Origin of the sequence: Enterococcus sp. DIV1096b, from assembly GCF_050498765.1 — a bacterium.
Classification (GTDB): Bacteria; Bacillota; Bacilli; order Lactobacillales; family Enterococcaceae; genus Enterococcus_D; species Enterococcus_D entomosocium.
Window position 1 is genome coordinate 1,557,522 of sequence record NZ_JBMHEK010000001.1, and the last position, 19,493, is coordinate 1,577,014.

The following is a 19,493-nucleotide window of genomic DNA, read 5'->3' on the forward strand; positions in this document are numbered from 1 at the left end:
AGTCATGGGATGGAAGAATCAAATCGGATTCTTCTGTCCCTTTTTCTACATGAAACTTGTGATTTAGCGAAACAGCTGCTAAATGTTGGTCGTGTCCATCAACAATAAAAATCCCACACACTAGTAGTGAGTGGGATTTTCTTTATTCAAATGAGCACGCGGCAATCCGGTCGAAAGCTTCTTTTAACAAGTCCACCGATTGGGTGGCAGCTAAGCGAACATAGCCATCGCCGGTCGTTTCTCCAAAGGCTTTCCCAGGGATCATCAGCACACTGGTTTCCTTTAATAATTTCTCGACAAAGCTGACAGAGTCCAACCCCGTTTGTTCAATGTTGATGAAGGCATACATGCTTCCTTTGACAGGGGATAAGGAAAGGAATGGAATCTCAGCAACCCGTTGTTCAATGTAAGTCAGTCGTTCCTTAAAGACAGCAACCACTTGCGGCACGAGGGTATCATAGTGATTCAATGCGTAAATACCTGCCCGTTGTGAAGGGGTTGGTGCCGAATAGGCGATCGCCTCATTGATCAGTTTTGCCGTAAGATTGATCGATTCAGGTGCGATCATATAGCCGATCCGCCAGCCAGTCATGGCAAAGGCTTTTGAGAAACTGCTGAATGTGATGGTGTTCTCAGGTGCGAAGGCTGCCATCGGTACAAAGGTATCATCAAAGCAAAAGGCTTCATAGACTTCATCCGAGAGGATCAGCAAGTCATGTTCAATGGCAACTGCTGCGATTTTTTCAAAAGTTTCTGGAGAAAAAACAGCGCCAGTAGGATTGTTTGGTGAATTGATAATGATTGCCCGAGTTTTCTCAGTGATGGCGGATTTTAAGACCTCGACATCGATTTGAAAGCCATCTTTTTCAAAGGTCGGGATAAAGACCGGCACACCACCGACTAGTTCGACTTGTTGTTTATAAGGTGAAAAGTATGGTTCATGAATAATCACTTCATCACCAGGATCAATGATGGCAGCCAAAGCTAAGTACATGCCATGCAATGCACCGACAGTTCCTCGTACTTGGCTAGGAGAAAAAGTAAGCTGGTATTGCTTTTGATAAAAATCAACGACAGTTTGGATAAAATCAGCACTACCGTCTGAAGCGGTGTATTTTGTATGACCCGCTTTGACGTCAGCAAAAGCTGCTTCAATGATCGTCGCATCTGTAATCAAATCAGGATCACCAATCGACAAATCAATCAAATTTGGGGTTTTCTTCGCAAGAGTGGCGATCTCCATTAAAAGATTTTCTTCTGGTTGTAAAAAACGTTCTGCAATCAACGGACGGTTCATTTTGTCATCTCCAATTTCTATAAAACTTTGCTTAAAAAATCCTGTGTCCGCGCATTTTGCGGATGCTCAAAGATTTGTTCGGGTGTTCCTTGTTCTTGAATGATACCGTCAGCCATAAAGATGACACGATCGGCAACTTCTTTAGCGAAGCCCATTTCGTGGGTAACGACCACCATCGTCATGCCTTTTTCTGCTAAAGCTTGCATGACCGTCAACACTTCTCCGACCATTTCTGGGTCCAAAGCCGATGTTGGTTCGTCAAAGAGCATTACATCAGGATCCATTGCCAACGCTCTAGCAATAGCGACCCGTTGCTGCTGCCCGCCAGAAAGGCTAGAGGGGTAACTATCCGCTTTTTCAGCTAAGCCAACTTGCTCCAGCAATCCTTTCGCTGTCTCTTCGGCAGCGGCTTGCTCTTGCTGTTTGACTTTGATCGGGCTGATAGTCAGATTTTCTAACACCGTTTTATGAGGGAATAGATTGAAGCTTTGAAAAACCATTCCCATTTTTTGACGAATCTGATCGATTTTCACACCTTTTGCCAATAAATCATTGCCTTCGAAGGTGATTTTCCCGCCGGTCGGCTGTTCAAGAAGGTTCAAGCAGCGTAAGAAAGTACTTTTTCCACTTCCTGATGGTCCGATGATCACAACGACTTCACCAGGTGTCACTTCAAGATCGATTTCTTTTAAGACGGTATTCTCGCCAAATGTTTTCACTAATTTTTCAACTTTAATCACTAGTTTTCATTCTCCTTTCAGCAACACCCAAGAGACGTGAGAGGGCGAAGGTCAATACAAAGTAGATCAATGATACGATAACGTATGGTAAAAACGGTTTGAAGCTGGCCCCTTGAACGACGCCTGTTTGGAAAATCAGTTCAGACACACCGATCACCGATACGACCGAAGACTCTTTAATGACCGTGACAAATTCATTTCCTAGAGCAGGCAAGATGTTTTTGATGGCTTGCGGGAAAATGATGAAGCGCATCGCTTGGATCTGATTCATTCCTAATGAACGAGCGGCTTCCAGCTGTCCTTTGTTGACAGCATTGATCCCGGCACGAATGATTTCTGCCACATAGGCGGCACTGTTTAGTGCTAAGGCAATACAGCCGGCAGCTAATTTCGAAAGCTCTAAGCCTAACACGCCTGTTCCAAAGTATACAATAAATATTTGTACTAACAAAGGTGTTCCTCGAACATATTCAATATAGACAGCGGCAATGACTTTCAGTGCTTTTGATTTAGAAAGCTTCATAAAGGCTAACAAACTGCCACCGATAGAGCCGAATAATACCCCAACCAAGGCTAGGAAGATGGTATAGCCAGTTCCGGTGATATAAAAAGGCAGATATTTTTCCCAAAAGCTTTGCTCTTCATCGATCGTGCCATCTTCGGTAAACATCAATCGATAGGCATCTTCTTTGTATTGGCTTAAAAGATCATTACTAATGATGGTTTCAATGGAGGAGTTGAGTTTTTCCAGTAAAACTGGCGCTTCTTTCGAGATGGCGATGGCGGTCTCCTTCACACCGTTTTCAAACGTGACATTTTCGGCTAATGCCAATGTATCATTCGCCGTCACATATGCTTCGGCAACGGGACCTTCCATCACGATCGCATCGATCTTGCGTGATTTTAGATTGGTGATCAAATCAGGCACCCTTTGCAAAGAGGTGACAGTCGCGCCAGTCAATTCTGTATTTGCCAGCTCTTCTTGGGTGGTTTGTCGTTGTGCACCGACAGCCACACCATCAAAATCAGCCGTCGATTGGAAACGATCCGCGTCTTCCGCTCGAACCAGAACAGTTTGTTGGACTTCCATATAGGTGTCAGTGAAATTGACTTCTTTGCGGCGCTCATCCGTAGCAGCCATCCCAGAGATGACGACATCAATTTTGCCTGTTTTTAACGCCCCTAACAACGCATCAAATCCAAGTTCCTCGATTTTCAGATCGACCCCTAAGTCATCTGCAATCTTTTGGGCAATGGAAATATCGATTCCCACGATTTCATTTTTTCCGTCAACATTGGCACGGAATTCATAAGGTGCATAATCGGCAGATAAACCCACGACTAATACACCATTTTCTTTGACTTTTTCATAGATTGGATCAGTTTCTTCTGCATGTGCTTGTCCGACAAAGAAAAACGGCAGCAATGCTGTGATGATCCCTAATAAAACAGTACCCTTACTAAACCTTTTCATGTAAACGCCCCTTTAACTTTTTCTGCGCATCTATTAAAAATGCAAATAATAACTAATAAATGTATAAAAATACATATAAGTGATAGAAACTATCATAGCATAACATCAGTTGAAGTCAATAAGTCAGAGAAAAAAAGTCAAAAAATGTTGTAGAGCGTAAAACCATTTATTCAATTTTTTTGCAATCCAACCAAGAGCAATGTGAAGAAGGCACAGCGTCTTTTTTCTAAACATATATATTCGATCTTTCACTTTGAAAAAAACCGATAATAAAGAAATGTGACCACACTGAATGAACAAATGGAAAATGGTCTCAGAAGAAGCCAAAAAAAACGAAACATAAGACATTTTTTTGATTTCTTGCGATAATAAAAGTGAAGAGGAGGCGGTAGGATGAAGGTCGTATTGATTCGACACGGAGAAAGTGAAGCAAATTTCGAAAATTATTGGACAGGATGGCTGGATGTTTCGCTGACCGAGAAAGGCCGGCAACAAGCATGGGTAGCAGGGGAACAGATCAAAGCAATGGGGATTACTTTTGATTTTGCCTTTGCATCTGTGCTTCAACGAACGATCATCACGTGTGATGCCGTTTTGGAAGCTAGCAATCAGCTTTGGGTCCCTATACACAAAACATGGCGCTTAAACGAGCGTCATTATGGGCAACTGGTTGGGGTCAATAAAGATGTGATGGTGGCACAATATGGAAAAGAACAGGTGCAAAAATGGCGTCGAGGATATGATGAACCGCCTTTATATGTGGAGGAAAATGATTTCGATCGACGCTACGATTCTTTGGATCCTCGCTTGATTCCTAAGGGAGAAAATCTGGGAATGGTCGTGGCCCGAGTGGTTCCATTTTGGCAAGATCAGGTGGTTCCGTTACTTAAAGATCATAAGAATATTCTCATTACTGGTCATGGGAACAGTTTGCGGGCGTTAGTCAAATACTTGGAGGACGTGCCCAAAGATGACATGGATACGATCGATATTCCTAACGCACAGCCGATCATTTATGAGTTTGATAGCCAAGCAAACTTGATTGAACGGGCGTAATAACGAACATTTAAAGAATAAACCACATTTTCGTTTGATGTTACATCGAAAATGTGGTTTTGTTGTGCTATAATAAGAAAAATTTAATGAAAGGCGGGAGAATATGAAAGCCGTATTAACCGTTATTGGAAAAGACAAGGTTGGGATCATCGCCGGTGTCAGCCAGAAATTAGCAGAATTAGAAATCAATATTTTAGATGTGTCCCAAACGATCATGGAAGATTACTTCACGATGATGATGCTTTTAAACATGGATGCCAATCAGGATTTTGACGGTGTTCGTGAGGAGCTTCACCAAATAGGTCAGGCATTAGGTGTGAAAATCAGCATTCAAAATCAAGAGATTTTTGATACCATGCATAAATTATAGGAGGCACTATGGAGACAAATCAAATACTTGAAACCATTCGCATGGTGGAAGAAGAAAACTTAGATATTCGTACGATCACGATGGGGATTTCATTATTGGATTGTATCGACGCCGATATTGATCGTACCTGTGAGAAAATTTTTCAAAAAATTACAACAAAAGCGAAAGATCTTGTCAAAGTCGGCGAAGAGATCGAAAGTGAATATGGCATTCCGATTATTAACAAGCGGATTTCGGTTACCCCTGTAGCGATCGTAGTGGCAGCTTGCCAGCCGACACCCGCAGACTGTATCAAAGTTGCGAAGACCTTGGATCGAGCGGCGCAAGAAGTCGGAGTAAATTTCATCGGCGGCTATAGCGCACTAGTAGAAAAAGGCTATCAAGGCGGCGACCTTGCATTGATCGAATCGATTCCAGAAGCCTTGGCTCAAACCAATTTTGTCTGTTCGTCGGTCAATATTGGATCAACGAAAGCTGGGATTAACATGGATGCAGTACGTCTGATGGGAGAAACAGTCAAGAAGACGGCTGAGGCATCAGATATGGGCTGTGCGAAGCTCGTCGTCTTTGCGAATGCAGTGGAAGACAATCCCTTTATGGCGGGGGCTTTTCATGGGGTCGGTGAAGCTGATGTGGAAATCAACGTCGGTGTCAGCGGACCTGGTGTCGTCAAACGTGCCTTGGAAAAAGTCAAAGGCGAGTCCTTTGATGTCGTGGCGGAAACAGTCAAAAAAACAGCTTTCAAGATCACGCGGATGGGGCAATTGGTCGGGCGCGTGGCTTCAGAGCGCTTGGGCGTTCCATTCGGGATCGTCGATCTTTCGCTGGCGCCAACTCCTGCAGTCGGCGATAGTGTGGCATTGATTTTAGAAGAAATGGGCTTAGAATCTGTCGGTACCCACGGAACGACAGCTGCTTTGGCATTGTTAAATGATGCAGTCAAAAAAGGCGGCGTAATGGCCTGCAACCATGTTGGTGGTCTGTCGGGTGCTTTTATCCCCGTTTCTGAAGATGCAGGAATGATCAAAGCAGTAGAAGCTGGTTTATTGAATTTAGAAAAACTTGAAGCCATGACGGCGATCTGCTCTGTCGGCTTAGATATGATTGCGATTCCGGGAGATACTTCGGCTGAGACGATCGCCGCAATGATCGCGGATGAAGCAGCGATCGGTGTCATCAACCACAAGACGACAGCTGTCCGAATCATTCCAGCGAAAGGCAAAGAAATCGGCGATCGCATCGAGTTTGGTGGGTTATTAGGGACAGCGCCAGTGATGAAAACCAATCCTGCGAAGTCTACTGATTTCATTTTGCGTGGCGGCCGTATTCCCGCACCGATCCATTCATTTAAAAACTAGCTCGTGTTCATTTTGTAAGAAAATATGATAAAGTGACCTTTAAAAGACTAATCAGAATGCTGTCTTTTAAAGGTTTTTTGGTCCTGTTACTATTTTTTTCATTCCTAAGGCGGATGTTTTTTTGTTTGGAATCGAATACAATGAAAGATAACACGATAAAAAGGGGTGGTAAAATGAAGAAAATCTTCCAACTTGGGATGTTGGTTTTTGTTGGTTTGATGGGATTTTTTGTCCTTCAACCATCAATTGCCTTTGGACAGACATTTGTTCGCGATGATGCCGGGGTCCTTTCACAAGAGACGATCGAACAGATCGATGCCTTGAATAAAGAGGGGTTCCAATCATTGACTGGCGCGCCAGAATATGCTGTGATCACGATCCCTTCCTTAGATGGGCAATCGATTGAAGAGCGTAATTTGGAACTGTTCAATGAATATGGTTTAGGAAATCCAGAGGACAATAATGGACTATTGTTTCTCTTTGCCATTGATGATCGTGAATTTCGTCTGGGTTATGGCGATGGACTATCCTATGTCTTCAGTGAGCTATCGGAAGATGATTTAGTGGATGAAGATGCCAAAGACGCATTACGAGATGAAGATTATGATACAGCGATATTGGCAGCTTCTAATGAAGTCTATCAGCGAATGAAAGAAGCGGATGAAACGATTGGATTAGGGACGATTTATCAAGATGGCAATCAAATGTTAGCAGAAAAACAGGCACAAGAAGCAGAAGCCACTAAGCAAATGTGGTTCACTATTGGAAAAATCGTCAGTGGTGTCGTAGCGGCAGCAGCTGCAGGCCTTGTCGGGTTCATCAGTTTTCGCCATCTTAAAACCAAACGGCGTTTTGAAGAGCACCTGCCGTTGCCGAAACATCTGTTAGAAGATAGTCACTTCCAACAGAAAGATTTCTTGAAATGGGCTAGCAATAGAAAGAACTATCAGCGTTACCATCAGTATCAGACAGCAAAAGATTGTCAACAAGCATTTACGCAGTATGTGACGAGTACTTACGTGCCAGCGAAATTGAGCTCGATCACCGGATTGCCGACTGCGGATAAACGAGTTATCCAACATGCCTTGACGAATCCAGCAATTGGATCTTATTTTTCAAACTTGCTGATGAAGAAAAAAACCACGGTCAAACATTTCGGTCAGGTGATCCTTACACAACATGACACCTTAAAAACCTATGAAGCCCAATTAGGCAGGGAAGTGTCTGAACGGATGGCAGACTATGATTTATCTGATGCGGTGTTACCTGAGAATTTGCCTTTAGCAGATGCGTATCGAGCAGAAATAGCTAAGCAAGCCAAAGAAGAGATCAGAAGACGCAATGAGCAGGGGCGTTATTTAGCGCAACTTGTGACGGAAAAAGCGACCTATCCTGAGATGGTACAAGCCATTCCGAAAGAAGTTTCTAATGTTATAGCGGAAGTGAAAACAGATGCCTTGTTCCAAGTTGACTTGAAACAGGTTTATCAAAATCACCCAGATTTAGCAAACAAATTATCCTCATTTGATGCTTCTGATCGAGCAGCAGTTTTAAATAATGCTCGCCAAGAGTATGACCCGCATGGGATGAATATGGCGTTGTTCTTTGTGATGATGAATAATCACGTGTCCCATCAAGAACAAGTCATTGCCGATACACAAAGTTCTTCGAATGATTTTGGCGGTTTTAGCGGAGGAAGCAGCAGCGGTGGCGGTGTTTCTGGGAGCTGGTAATTTTTTCGTAAGGAGGAACGTTCATTGTTCTGCAATACATTCGCTTGCATGTAGGTTTGTGCAAGCGGAAGGATTGTATGGTCAATGGCGTTTTTTCTTGTGGAGGAAATCCCTTGATAAATAAGACAAACCAAACAAAGTGTGGTAAACTTTTTAGAGTTACAGAAAATGAATGGAAGTTTCATTCATTTGAAAAAGGGAGAAAACGAGGGATATCATGTACCAATCTTACATATGGGATTTTGACGGAACACTTTACGACAGCTACCCAATCATGTTAAAAGCTTTTATTAAGACATTGAAGGAGTATGGCTTCGATCCAGATCCAGCGGAGATTTATTATATATTGAAAGATTCATCTTCCAAAAAAGTTGCTGAAAAATACAACTTAGATTTTCAAGAGTTCACTAAAGCATTCAAAGCAAATGAAGCGCTGGATGATCGTTTGCCGTTTTCCTTTGTAGGAACCAAAGAAACATTAGAAGCCGTGGTTGCTGCTGGTGGCAAGAACTACATTTTGACCCACCGCGATGTCGTTTCAACAAAAGAGCTGTTAGAAAAAGAACAGATGGCAGACCTGATCGTTGAGATCGTAGGACCGGAAAACAACTTTCCCCGTAAACCTGATCCAACTTCATTGATTTATCTTGTCGAAAAATATCATTTAGACAAAGATCAGACCGTCATGATCGGCGATCGTACGATGGATGTTTTTGCAGGACAAGGAGCAGGTGTCAAGACGATATTTTATGATATAGAAGGTATCTTAAAAGATGTATCCGCCGACCATACCGTCCAATCCATGGCTGAAATACAAGAAATCATTAAGTCTTGAGAAATCAAGGCTTTTTTTGTGCAAAGAAAGTAAGACATTCATTACTTATGATGAACGGTATAAACGTGGTTCTCATTGGTCTTCTAGTCTCGGCACAACAAACCAAAAAGAAGTCACGCCATTTTTCGACTCAGCGCCATAATCGAAGGCGTGAGAAGTCAAAATGGTTTTCACGATCGCTAAGCCGATGCCGGTTCCTTCTTTATGTCCTGCTTGATGTTGGACGCGTTGGTATCTTTCCCAAATGAGTTCGAGTTGTTCTGGAGGGATATCTTTTCCGGGATTGATGACAGCAACTTTTGTTCTTGTAGATGTATTCGTTAATTTGATCAAAAGACGCTCGTTTTTAGGTGTATGGTTGATGCCATTGTTTATTAAATTACGCAAAACCTGTTCCATTTTGATGCGATCAAAAAGAGCAATTCCATTCTTACTATCTGCTTCAAAATCGACAGTGATGTCATATTGATTGGCGATCCCTCTTGCGTAGGCAACGACGGAGGAAACCACCTCATATGTATTCCAGATTTCATTTTTAAGTTGTGTATAGCCTGCTTGCATGATAGAGAAATCCATGATGTCATCAACCATGGCACTCATACGGTGGGCTTCGCTGATAATTAGTTCCATATGTTCTTTTCGAAGGCGTTCGTCACTTCCAGAAACATCACGTACCATCTCCCCATAACCCGTGATCAACGCGAGGGGGGATCGTAGTTCATGAGAAACATTGGCAATCACTTCTTTTCGCAACACGTCTACTCGCTGAAGTTCTGTACTTAAGTCCGCAACAGATTCAGAAAGTGTACCTAATTCATCGCCACGGTTTAGTTTGGGTACGGAATAAAGCTCTCCGTTGGTTAAGCGGATGATGGCTTCTTTGATGGTTTTGATCGGGCGAATAAAATGCTGTGCTAAAAAAAAGGAGATCGTTGATGCAAAAATTGTTAATATGATGGTGAATAGAAAGAGTTGCTGTCGATTCATGCTTTGAAGCGCTTCGATTTGAGTGATCGTATTGGAGAGCAAAAGGGCAGCTGGGCGTTGGAAAAGAGTCGTAGGAACGCCAATAAGAATGGCAGAAGACTTTTCAAAGTCTTCTACAGCACTAAGGCTCTCACCGTTAAGGACAGTGGGTGCATGAGATAACAACCAGCTGTATTCGTTGCTCAACCCATCTATGTTTAATTGTTGTCCATTGTTAAATGCCGCCAGAATTTCGCCATACTCGTCGACTAAAAAAAGAGTCCCAACGATCGTTTTACTGAGGAAAAGCAATGGATCTTCTGGTAAATCATCTGGATCTACTGCCATTTCTTCAACAGCGGCAGCTGTTTCCTGAACTGTTTCTAAAAGTGATTCTTTCGTTACATTGATATAATTTGGTTCAAAGAGCAAAATTTGAACAGTCCATAAAAAAGCAATGCCAATGATGACCAGCAGCATATTGGCGGACCAAAGCCGCACGAGTAATTTACTTTTGATGTAAGTAAAACCTAACCGACTAGTCTTCATAATCAAATTTATACCCAACGCCCCAAACCGTTTGGATCAACTCTCGGTAATCCCCTAGACGCTCTCGCAAGGACTTGATGTGTGTATCCACTGTTCTGGTATCACCGAAATAATCGAAGCCCCAGACACCTTCTAAAATTGATTCTCGGCTCAAAGCAATATGATTATTTTTTGTCAAATAGACCAGCAGATCGAATTCTTTTGGCGTAAGCGGCAGAGGATTCCCTTTGATCGTTACAGTATGAGAAAAAACATTGACTTCGAGATCGCCATAAACGATCTTTTCGAACTGAAATTGACTACTTCGTTTCAACACAGCTTTGATGCGAGCCATCAGCTCTTTAGGGCTAAATGGCTTGGCGATGTAATCATCGGCACCAAGATTGAAGCCAAAGAGTTTGTCATACTCTTCCTTTCGAGCGGTAATCATGATGACTGGCGTGTTACAACTACCTCTGATTTCCGAAAGCGTCTGAAAGCCATCTTTTCCCGGCATCATGACATCTAGGAGAATCAAGTCGAATGAATGATTGGTTAATTTTTCCAAAGTTTCTTTTCCATCTGATGCTTCAAAACATAGATACCCTTCGATCTCCGCATAAGTTTTCACTAGGGCACGCATATGAGTGTCATCATCGACAATCAATATTTTTTGCAATTTTATTCACATCCTTAAAAATAATTTATATTTTTTAAAGTATATCACAGCATAATCGCTGAATTAATAGGAAAATGACTCTTTGAAAAATAATTGTTCTTTCCCTCACAAGATCATCACAAATACCCAATACTATAGAGGTATATTCGATCGAAAGGGGCGCTTTGGCGATGTATGACTATCATATAGTCAAAAAGAAAAAAGCGAAGAAAAATCGTAAGCTAGTCGGTCATTGGTTATACATAATCAGTCTTGCGCTTTTTATGGGGTTTTCTGCACGTTTGATTTACATTGTTCAAGTCGGCGTGATTGCTGGCGTCTCTTTGTCTGAAAGAATAGAAAATTTGTATTATAGTTCACGATCCATCGAAACAAGTCGAGGGGCAATTTTTGATCGGCAGGGGACAGTGATCGCACAGGATATTCTTTCCTATACTGTTCGAGCGGTTCTTTCTGAAGATTACATTGATAATGGACGACCCATGTATTTAGACAGAGCGCGCTTTGAGGAGACCGCAACGATTCTTTCGGAGTATTTACCTATTTCTAACGAGCAAGTTTTGTCTATCTTGACAGACGGTGCGAATCAAATAGACCCGCCTGTCTTTCAAGTGGAATTTGGCAATGTTGGCAGTGGTCTAAGTGTGACCACTCGAAATCAAATCGAAGCGGCGTTTGATGCAGCTGGAATCAATGGTATCTATTTCGATGCTCGTTCAAGTCGCAGCTATCCGAATGGCATCTTTTCTTCACATTTGATAGGGACAACGTCAGATGATGATGAAATTCGAGTCGGAGTTTCTGGATTAGAATATGTACTGAACGACTTTTTGAAGAATCAAAATGGGCGAGAGTCTTTTCAAGTCAATGCTTCAGGGAATCCTGTTCCTGCAACCAATCAAATGGTAGAAGAAGGCGTAGATGGGAACGATGTTTGGACGACATTAGATGCTCATCTGCAGTTATTCACTGAATCAGTGATGGATGAAGTTATGGAACAAACACGACCAGAGAATCTGACGGCTTTATTAATGGATGCGAAAACTGGAGAGATTTTAACGATGGCTCAAAGACCTAGTTTTCATCCAGAGACCCAAGAAGGAATTGCGGATGAGCACTTTATTTGGCGTAATCTTTTTACGGAAGAGATGTATGAACCAGGTTCGACCTTGAAGCTGGCAACCGTTGCGGCAGCGATTGATGAAGGTGTTTTTGATCCGACGGAACGCTACAATCCTGTGAGTATGCAGATTGAAGATCGAATCATCAACGACCACGACTCAGGAGCAAATGGTGAGTTGACGATGCGACAAGCGTTAGCTTGGTCAAGCAACACTGGGATGGTTCGACTTCAGCAACGGATCGGTTTTGATGCATGGGCGCAGTATTTAACTGATTTTGGACTAGGGAAAGTTACAGGAAGTGAGCTTCCCGGTGAGGTGCCTGGTATCTTACCTTCAAGAAATCGGGTGGATTATGCCATGAGTTCTTATGGCCATGCGATTGGGGTCAATCAGATGCAGATGATGCAGTTATTTAGCGCATTTGCCAATGGTGGCGAGATGATTCGTCCGCAATTGATTCGGCAAGTGGGAGAAGAGACCCAAGTTTTTCCAGAAGTCGTTTCTCAGCCTATTTCACAAACAGCGGCTGATGCTGTATTGGAATACATGACCGATGTAGTGACGGATGAACGCTATGGAACCGCTTATGATGTATACCAACTGACGAACCATGAGATTTCTGTCAAAACTGGGACTGCTCAGATCGCCAATGAGAATGGTCAAGGTTACATGACAGGAGAGTTTGATTATATTTATTCGGCGGTCTCGATCTATCCAACGGATGATCCACAGTTTATTCTTTACCTCACTATCAAGCGACCAGAAGAATACGATCGTCATACCTTAGCTAAAATTGCCAATCCTTTGATGGAGCGTTCGATGGCGCTGCAAAGTTTTCGTGAGTAAAAAAGTTTCTTAACAGGAGCTTAAAAAGACATAGACCATCTAAGAAGTTTCATGCTGCAGCTGGTCAATTTTCCACAGGAATGATAGTCTTTAGAAAAGGCAGGACGGGTTATCAGCGATCCAATCTAGGGATGAATGAGTGGATAAACGATCGCGCTACAGCTAACACATAATGATTCATTGACGGAGGTGTCATATGAAAAAAATAAAATTCTTAATCAAAAGCATTTTTCTCATCGGGCTTCTTTATTTTGTAAGCCAGATGATTACATGGCAAGACGGGCGCTTGGCATTTCGGGATGCTCGACTCAACGAGATCACTCAATCTCTCTCGTCCCAATTTTCTCCTTCACAAGACACTTCAGCCGGGCCATCGGCAGAAACACCTGCCCAGACATATTTATATAATGAATCACGACAAGTGATCGAAGAAACCTTTGGAGAAGCGATCAATGAATCAGCGAATAGGTATGGACTGAACTGGACTTCCTATCACGATGATTTTCGTAACTTCATGATGGTGATGTACGATGAACATGATATTGCGCAAGGGATCTATACGAATCAAGACACGATTCTTATCGATGACACGCTAGGTATCGGGTCTTCAAAAGCAAGCGTTCGTAATCAGATGGGTACGCGCCAAGAAAGTCTACAACGAGGATCAAGACGGTATCGCATCGATTCTGATGCCGACTATGATCTGTTCTTACAAGACGACCAATTGATTACTTTTTTCTATGATGTTCATGCCGAAGATACAGTGACTGCGATTCAAATCATCAATCGCTCGCTAGAAACACGCCATGCGAATGATTTTCGCCAAAATCAAGCTGCCATTTTAAGCGGCTTACGAACACAGTTATTTGAATTAACGAATGCCACCCGAGTGAAATTTGGTTTGTCGCCCCTTGGATTCAGTGAAGCAACCAGTGAGACTGCCGTCAAGCATAGCCAAGATATGGCAGAACATCGATACTTTGACCATATTGGGTTAGATGGATCGACTCCATTTGATCGGATGCAAGAAGACGGGATCAGCTTCACTGCTGCAGGGGAGAATTTGGCATTTGGCCAAGCCAGCAGTATTTACGCCCATCAAGGTTTAATGAATTCAGAGGGACATCGGGCAACGATTCTAAACGATGAGTATCAATTTCTCGGGATCGGTATTGCGATCGATACCAGCGAACAGCCATATTATACAACGTTGTATCACCGAGGATCGACGTCGTAAATTCCTGAATTGCTTGAAACTGATTAGTTAAAAAACACTGCTCATTTGAGATTGCTGCGTTAGCAGCATCAAGTGAGTAGTGTTTTTATGTCGATAAAATGGTGTGCAGCAGTATTGTTTAGTTTTGACGGTAGGCATGAGGAGAGCACTGATACTTCTTTTGAAACAGCTTATAGAAGAATGAGACATTTTTATAGCCGACTTGGTGTGCGATTTGTTCCACAGGCAGAGAAGAGCTTCTCAACAATAAACTGGCTTGATTGAGTTTTAATTCTTGAAGGATCGTCACAAAGGATCGACCAAGCTGCTGACTGATACGGCGACTCAAATAGCTCGGGTTGTAGCCAAATGCCTCCGCAACCGAAGCTAGTGTGCAAGTAGCGAAATGTTTCTCCAGATAGTCCAACAATTCTCCGAGGTACAGTTGGTCACTTTTTTGCGACTCGATCCGTTGTTTTTCCTGGAAGTTACGAACGAGTTCGGAAAAAATAATGATCATATAGGAATGGATGACCTCATGAGAACCGAAGGAGGGATTGAAGAACTGGGCCAAGACCCCAAAAATCGCATCAATCAAATAGTCGTTGTTACTCGTTTCAAACACTAGGTATTGATTGTGCTTTTGGCTTTCAGATAACGCATTGATGGCAAAATCGGCGATCATGCTATTGGATGCCAACCGACTGAGCATCTGGGTGGAAAAGTACTCTTTGCTGATTAAAAAGTTAATAACAATGTCGTCTTGATTTGTTTCGATAATTTGGTGGATCACCCCTGTATCTAGTAAGCAAAAGTCACCTGCTTTTAGGATCACTTTTCTCTCATTGATCATAATCGTGACTGTTCCAGAAAAAACATAATTCATTTCGATAAAATCATGCTGATGTAGTGGCGTAGAAGAAAAGCGTGCATGTTTTAAAATCAAGAGCTGGCTTGTCTTAAGAAATCCGCTATCTTGCGGCCGTTTCCGTATGAGACGAGAAAGGTGTTTTTCGAATGTATATTGGTAGATTGGCTCATTTTTTTCAGTGTAGACTTTCTTAAAATCCTCATAATTGTATGGAAGAGATTGCGTCTTTTTAAGGGCTATTTCTTCGGTAGTCGTCAATTGTTGTAACTGCTGCAGAATGTTCTGTTTATCCATCGCTTTCTCCTTAGGTAAAAAATAGTCAATGAAATAGTAGAGTATCGTCATTGAAGACAGGTAGAGATAGTATATAATACTTGTATGATAGCGTTATCAATTATCATAATCCGGATGATAATAATAGTCAATAGTACCAGCAAATTCGAAAGAAATGGGGAATCACCATGAACCACGACAAACCATCATTAGGGAATAAGATCCAAAGTACCCTTGGTCCATTTGCAAGTAAAGTTAATGGGAATATTTATATTACTTCAGTTAGGGATGCAATGTTAGCTTACATGCCATTCACCTTTATTGCGTCGATCTTTTTAATTATTGCTTTTTTTCCGATCCAACAAGTGACCGATTTTATTACTATGGTGTTGCGAACAGAAGATGCTAGTGTCTGGCAAGAGAAATTGCTCTATGTCAACAATGCCACACTCGCAATCGGTGGTTTGCTAGTTGTCATTTCCCTCGCAAAATCACTTGCAGAAAAACTTGAAACAAATGTTTTACAATGTGTCTTAACTGCTTTTGTTTCCTTTTTACTATTAACACCGTTGGATGCAATGGAAGCAGGGACCTTTTTAGATATCACCCGTGTTAGTGCCCAATCAATGTTTTTAGCGATCATTGTCGGTATTTTTAGTACTGTTCTGTATAAAAAGATTGAAGGTAAAGGAATCAAAATCAAAATGCCTGCAGCAGTTCCACCAGCTGTTTCTGGACCATTCGAATCGGTGATTCCATCTTTTCTTGTCATCACGACGATTTGGGTCATCCGGCTCATCATCGAAGCCTTATTTAATAGTGATGCCATGACGTTGATCAATGGGACCCTCGGGATTCCATTAACTATGTTAGGTGGCTCCCTAGCAGGAATGGTCGTTGTGAAAATTTTCGAGCAATTCCTGTGGTTTTTTGGCCTTCATGGAACCTCGATCATTCAAGCAGTGATGGACCCAATCCATCAAGTCCTTGAAGACCAAAATCGTGTGGCATCAGTGGCGGGAGAGATTCCAACGAATATTATCAGTATGAGTTTTCGGAATCATTTTGCTTCGATTGGCGTCGTTGGTGCGATCATTGCTATTTTGATCGTAGCAAAAAGTAAACAGTACAAAGAGGTTGGAAAAATTGCTAGTGTTCCTTATATTTTCAATATCGGTGAACCAGCGTTGTTCGGGATACCGTTGATGCTGAATTTCAGTTTTATCATTCCTTTTGTTTTTGCAAATGCCGTCACAACGATCGTCGCTTACTTTGCTTTTTATTTCGGGCTAGTCCCGATCCCAACTGGGCTTGCGCAAATTCCGTGGACGACTCCGCCGATCATTAGCGGCTATTTTGTCACTGGTAGTATCATGGGCGCATTGTTACAAATCGTCTTGATCGTGATCGCAACGATGATTTGGTTGCCATTTATCAAAGTTGCTGATAAGCAGATCTGTGTTGAAGAAGCACAATAACCCACGAAAGGAGCAGCTTATGAAAGAAACGATAACCATCAACGGAATGACAAAGCCATTAACAGTGGATTTAAATGATCCGATCCTTATTGAATGGCCGATGACCAATCACCAAGGCTACCGATTGCAAATTTTCAATGAACAGCAGCAAGCAGTGTATGACGTTTCCAACATAGCCGCTTCTGAGAATAAAATGGCGGTCCACTTGCCACAGCATCCGCAGCGAAAAAAATATCAAGTCAAATTGACCGCCGGAGCAGGAAACGATGTCACCAGTTACAGTAGTGTGTTTTTCACGATAGCAAAGCGTGAGAAACCTAAAGAAACCATGGGCAAGTGGATCACTCGCTTAGATGATCCCATTAAAAAAGAACGATTTTACTTTTCAGAAGAGAAAAATAGCTGCTTGTCTCGCTCTTTCACACTGGAAAAGTGTCCTTCCTATGCAGTGATTGATTGCTGCGGGCTTGGTTTTTATCGCTTGTCAGTTAATGGAAAAACGGTATCAGATGTTTATTTAAACAGTGATGTAACGAACTATGATCGAGTCGTCTACTATGATACTTATGAGTTAACTGATTTTTTACAGGAGGGAGACAATCGGATCGAAGTTGAACTTGCGAATGGCTGGTACAACCCTGCTCCGATTGAGATTTTAGGTCGGTATAACATCCGCAAACAACTAGCGATCGGCAAACCCTGTTTCTGGGGGGAGCTTCAGTTAAATGATGGAGGAGAGAATCGTTACATTTACTCAGACAATCAGTGGCAAAGTAGTTTTGGGCCTTATTTGCAAAACAATCTTTATATAGGAGAAATCGTTACCGATGTACCTGATCCTCGTCCAGAAGGAAAAACGGTACAAATTGCTGGACCCGCGGGACGTTTTAAGCCAAGCTTTATTCCAAAAATCAAGCGCACACAATCGATCGTTCCCCAAAAAATGACCGAAACTGCAGCGGGACTGCTCATTGACTTCGGTCAAATCATCAGCGGTCAATTTGCTTGTACTCTTGAGGAAGATTTCATTGGTCAGATCAGAATCAGCTATGCAGAAACATTAGACGAGCAAGGCAACCCTGATTATACGTCTACGATCAGTGGAACTTATGGCGTCTACGATCCCTATGAAGGGAAGCAGCCAGATGATCCTATCGTTCAACGAGACATCATTGAGAAAACGGCAGCGAAGACGTTCGTTTTTGAAAACCGCTACACGTATCATTCCTTTCGCTATGCGTTGATCGAGAGGAAACCTGCTGACAACCTTCAAGCGATTGTAGGAGCAATCAAAGCCTATCGCTTGCATACGGATGTGAAATCGTTGGTGACACTTGAAACCTCCGATCCTTTCTTGGATCAGTTATGGGCGGTTGGACAAGCCACGCGGTTGAACAACATCCACTCTTATTTTGAGGACTGCACTCGTGAGCGCTTTGGTTATGGTGGGGACATCGTTGCGTTACTACCAACGCAGATGGCAGATCTGGCGATTGAGCCGTTGTTGGAAAAAGTGTTGTGGGATTTTGCCAACGACCAACGATCGGATGGTGCAATGACTGCAACTGCGCCATTTGTAGGAATCATGACAAATGGTCCATCAAATGGTGGTGGTGCGTTAGGGTGGCAATTGGTAGTTTCAGAGCTTGCTTTGGCCTTGGTGAAGACCTATGGAAAACAAGCAGCGGTTGCCAAGCTGCGTCCACAGTTGGAAAGGCATCTCAACTATTTACTCGCTTTTGATTTTGATTATATCGCCCAGTGCTGTCTCGGCGATTGGGGAGCAATTGATGAAACTCAGCAAAACGGGGTTATTACTTCGCCAGATCAGTCCTTTTGCTCTGCCTGCATGTATCTACTTTTACTACAGCGTTACCAAGAATTGATCGACTTGAGGATCATTGGTAAAGAGGACTATTGTCAGCGAGTGACAGCAGCGATCCAGTACACGACACTGCAAATCAAACAGAAGTTTTCTAAAGAAAATGAGCAATACGGTGCGGGCACCTTGTCTAGCATGATCTTTGCAATGAAGACAGGACTCAGTGAGAAAAAACGAATATTGCCAAAACTAGTACAACGGATCAAGCAGCAAGAGGGTATTTTCTCTTTCGGCATCTTCGGGATGGCATGGAGTTATCAGTTGCTGGCTGAAGCTGGCTATAATGATATTATTTTTGATTGGTTAACGAGGAAATCTGCGCCTAGTTATGCAGCAATGCTGGCAAGCGGAAACGGCACTTTGATGGAACATTTTCCAACGCCGCAACATTCAGCCACTTACGAGGGTTCGTTGAATCATGCCATGTTTGCTTCTTATGGGTATTGGTTTGTCCGTCATTTATTAGGCATTCAGGTGACAAGCGCTGGGATACTGATACAACCAGCCTTCGATGTACCTATAGCCCATGTCAAAGGCTCCTTACAAAGTACGTTTGGTTTAGTAGCTTTAAGCTGGGAAAAGACTGATCGTACCGTTCGCTTAACGGTGGAGTTGCCACGAACATGTGGCTATGAAATCAGTCAGATGAAAGGTTTTAGAATAGTCAGTGAGAAAATAGAGGATGAGGGGGGGCGAAAAAAAGTTTCCTGCCTATATACGATTACTACTTAGCTAGTGAAAAAGTCGACACGTGGAAAGTGTTGACT

15 protein-coding genes are annotated in these 19,493 nt (G+C 42.6%); 9 read left to right on the forward strand and 6 right to left on the reverse strand.

Annotated features, from left to right (window positions below):
- Nucleotides 1-142: 142 nt before the first annotated feature.
- From IGJ17_RS07425 to IGJ17_RS07435, 3 genes are read right to left on the reverse strand one after another with little or no spacing between them, the layout of a single operon-like run.
- Nucleotides 143-1,297 (reverse strand): pyridoxal phosphate-dependent aminotransferase, encoded by a 1,155-nt coding sequence (locus IGJ17_RS07425; RefSeq protein WP_429961196.1) that lies wholly within the window; start codon nucleotides 1,295-1,297, stop codon nucleotides 143-145.
- Between the two features lie 17 nt (nucleotides 1,298-1,314).
- Nucleotides 1,315-2,037, reverse strand: a complete 723-nt coding sequence (locus tag IGJ17_RS07430; protein ID WP_005230134.1) for an amino acid ABC transporter ATP-binding protein — start codon at nucleotides 2,035-2,037, stop codon at nucleotides 1,315-1,317.
- The gene (locus IGJ17_RS07435) at nucleotides 2,030-3,511 is read right to left on the reverse strand and encodes an ABC transporter permease subunit (protein WP_005236308.1); all 1,482 of its coding nucleotides are present in this window, start codon (nucleotides 3,509-3,511) and stop codon (nucleotides 2,030-2,032) included. The genes IGJ17_RS07430 and IGJ17_RS07435 overlap by 8 nt, the downstream gene beginning before the upstream one ends.
- A 393-nt stretch (nucleotides 3,512-3,904) precedes the next feature.
- Here IGJ17_RS07435 and IGJ17_RS07440 point away from each other — a divergent pair, with 393 nt between their 5' ends.
- The 5 genes from IGJ17_RS07440 (at nucleotide 3,905) to IGJ17_RS07460 (ending at nucleotide 8,863) form a co-directional block, all read left to right on the forward strand.
- The gene (locus IGJ17_RS07440; RefSeq protein ID WP_429961197.1) at nucleotides 3,905-4,567 is read left to right on the forward strand and encodes a 2,3-bisphosphoglycerate-dependent phosphoglycerate mutase; all 663 of its coding nucleotides are present in this window, start codon (nucleotides 3,905-3,907) and stop codon (nucleotides 4,565-4,567) included.
- A 103-nt stretch (nucleotides 4,568-4,670) separates the two neighbouring features.
- On the forward strand, nucleotides 4,671-4,937 hold the full coding sequence (locus tag IGJ17_RS07445) for an ACT domain-containing protein (protein ID WP_005236306.1): 267 nt from the start codon (nucleotides 4,671-4,673) through the stop codon (nucleotides 4,935-4,937).
- An 8-nt stretch (nucleotides 4,938-4,945) separates the two neighbouring features.
- On the forward strand, nucleotides 4,946-6,295 hold the full coding sequence (locus IGJ17_RS07450; protein WP_008381372.1) for a PFL family protein: 1,350 nt from the start codon (nucleotides 4,946-4,948) through the stop codon (nucleotides 6,293-6,295).
- 140 nt (nucleotides 6,296-6,435) lie between these two features.
- Nucleotides 6,436-8,028, forward strand: coding sequence for a TPM domain-containing protein (locus IGJ17_RS07455; protein WP_429961198.1), 1,593 nt, complete (start codon nucleotides 6,436-6,438; stop codon nucleotides 8,026-8,028).
- Nucleotides 8,029-8,245: 217 nt separating this feature from the next.
- Nucleotides 8,246-8,863: an HAD-IA family hydrolase gene (locus tag IGJ17_RS07460; RefSeq protein WP_400450261.1), complete on the forward strand. Its 618-nt coding sequence runs from the start codon at nucleotides 8,246-8,248 to the stop codon at nucleotides 8,861-8,863.
- 72 nt (nucleotides 8,864-8,935) lie between these two features.
- Here the strand turns inward: IGJ17_RS07460 and IGJ17_RS07465 are convergent, their stop codons facing one another.
- Together IGJ17_RS07465 and IGJ17_RS07470 are read right to left on the reverse strand one after the other, a co-directional pair.
- Nucleotides 8,936-10,378, reverse strand: a complete 1,443-nt coding sequence (locus IGJ17_RS07465) for a HAMP domain-containing sensor histidine kinase (protein ID WP_016620842.1) — start codon at nucleotides 10,376-10,378, stop codon at nucleotides 8,936-8,938.
- The gene (locus IGJ17_RS07470; RefSeq protein WP_005236299.1) at nucleotides 10,368-11,036 is read right to left on the reverse strand and encodes a response regulator transcription factor; all 669 of its coding nucleotides are present in this window, start codon (nucleotides 11,034-11,036) and stop codon (nucleotides 10,368-10,370) included. Before IGJ17_RS07470 ends, IGJ17_RS07465 begins: the two co-directional genes overlap by 11 nt.
- Nucleotides 11,037-11,206: 170 nt before the next feature.
- On the opposite strand from IGJ17_RS07470, the gene IGJ17_RS07475 reads away from it, so the two are divergent.
- Nucleotides 11,207-13,006, forward strand: a complete 1,800-nt coding sequence (locus tag IGJ17_RS07475; protein WP_086299495.1) for a penicillin-binding transpeptidase domain-containing protein — start codon at nucleotides 11,207-11,209, stop codon at nucleotides 13,004-13,006.
- 196 nt (nucleotides 13,007-13,202) lie between these two features.
- Nucleotides 13,203-14,243, forward strand: coding sequence for a CAP domain-containing protein (locus tag IGJ17_RS07480; protein WP_429961199.1), 1,041 nt, complete (start codon nucleotides 13,203-13,205; stop codon nucleotides 14,241-14,243).
- A gap of 118 nt (nucleotides 14,244-14,361) precedes the next feature.
- Here the strand turns inward: IGJ17_RS07480 and IGJ17_RS07485 are convergent, their stop codons facing one another.
- Nucleotides 14,362-15,387, reverse strand: coding sequence for an AraC family transcriptional regulator (locus tag IGJ17_RS07485; protein WP_429961200.1), 1,026 nt, complete (start codon nucleotides 15,385-15,387; stop codon nucleotides 14,362-14,364).
- 167 nt (nucleotides 15,388-15,554) lie between these two features.
- On the opposite strand from IGJ17_RS07485, the gene IGJ17_RS07490 reads away from it, so the two are divergent.
- Together IGJ17_RS07490 and IGJ17_RS07495 are read left to right on the forward strand one after the other, a co-directional pair.
- A complete protein-coding gene (locus tag IGJ17_RS07490; RefSeq protein WP_429961201.1) occupies nucleotides 15,555-16,844 on the forward strand; it encodes a PTS sugar transporter subunit IIC in 1,290 nt (429 codons plus the stop codon).
- Between the two features lie 19 nt (nucleotides 16,845-16,863).
- Nucleotides 16,864-19,458 (forward strand): family 78 glycoside hydrolase catalytic domain, encoded by a 2,595-nt coding sequence (locus tag IGJ17_RS07495; RefSeq protein ID WP_429961202.1) that lies wholly within the window; start codon nucleotides 16,864-16,866, stop codon nucleotides 19,456-19,458.
- Nucleotides 19,459-19,493 lie beyond the last annotated feature (35 nt).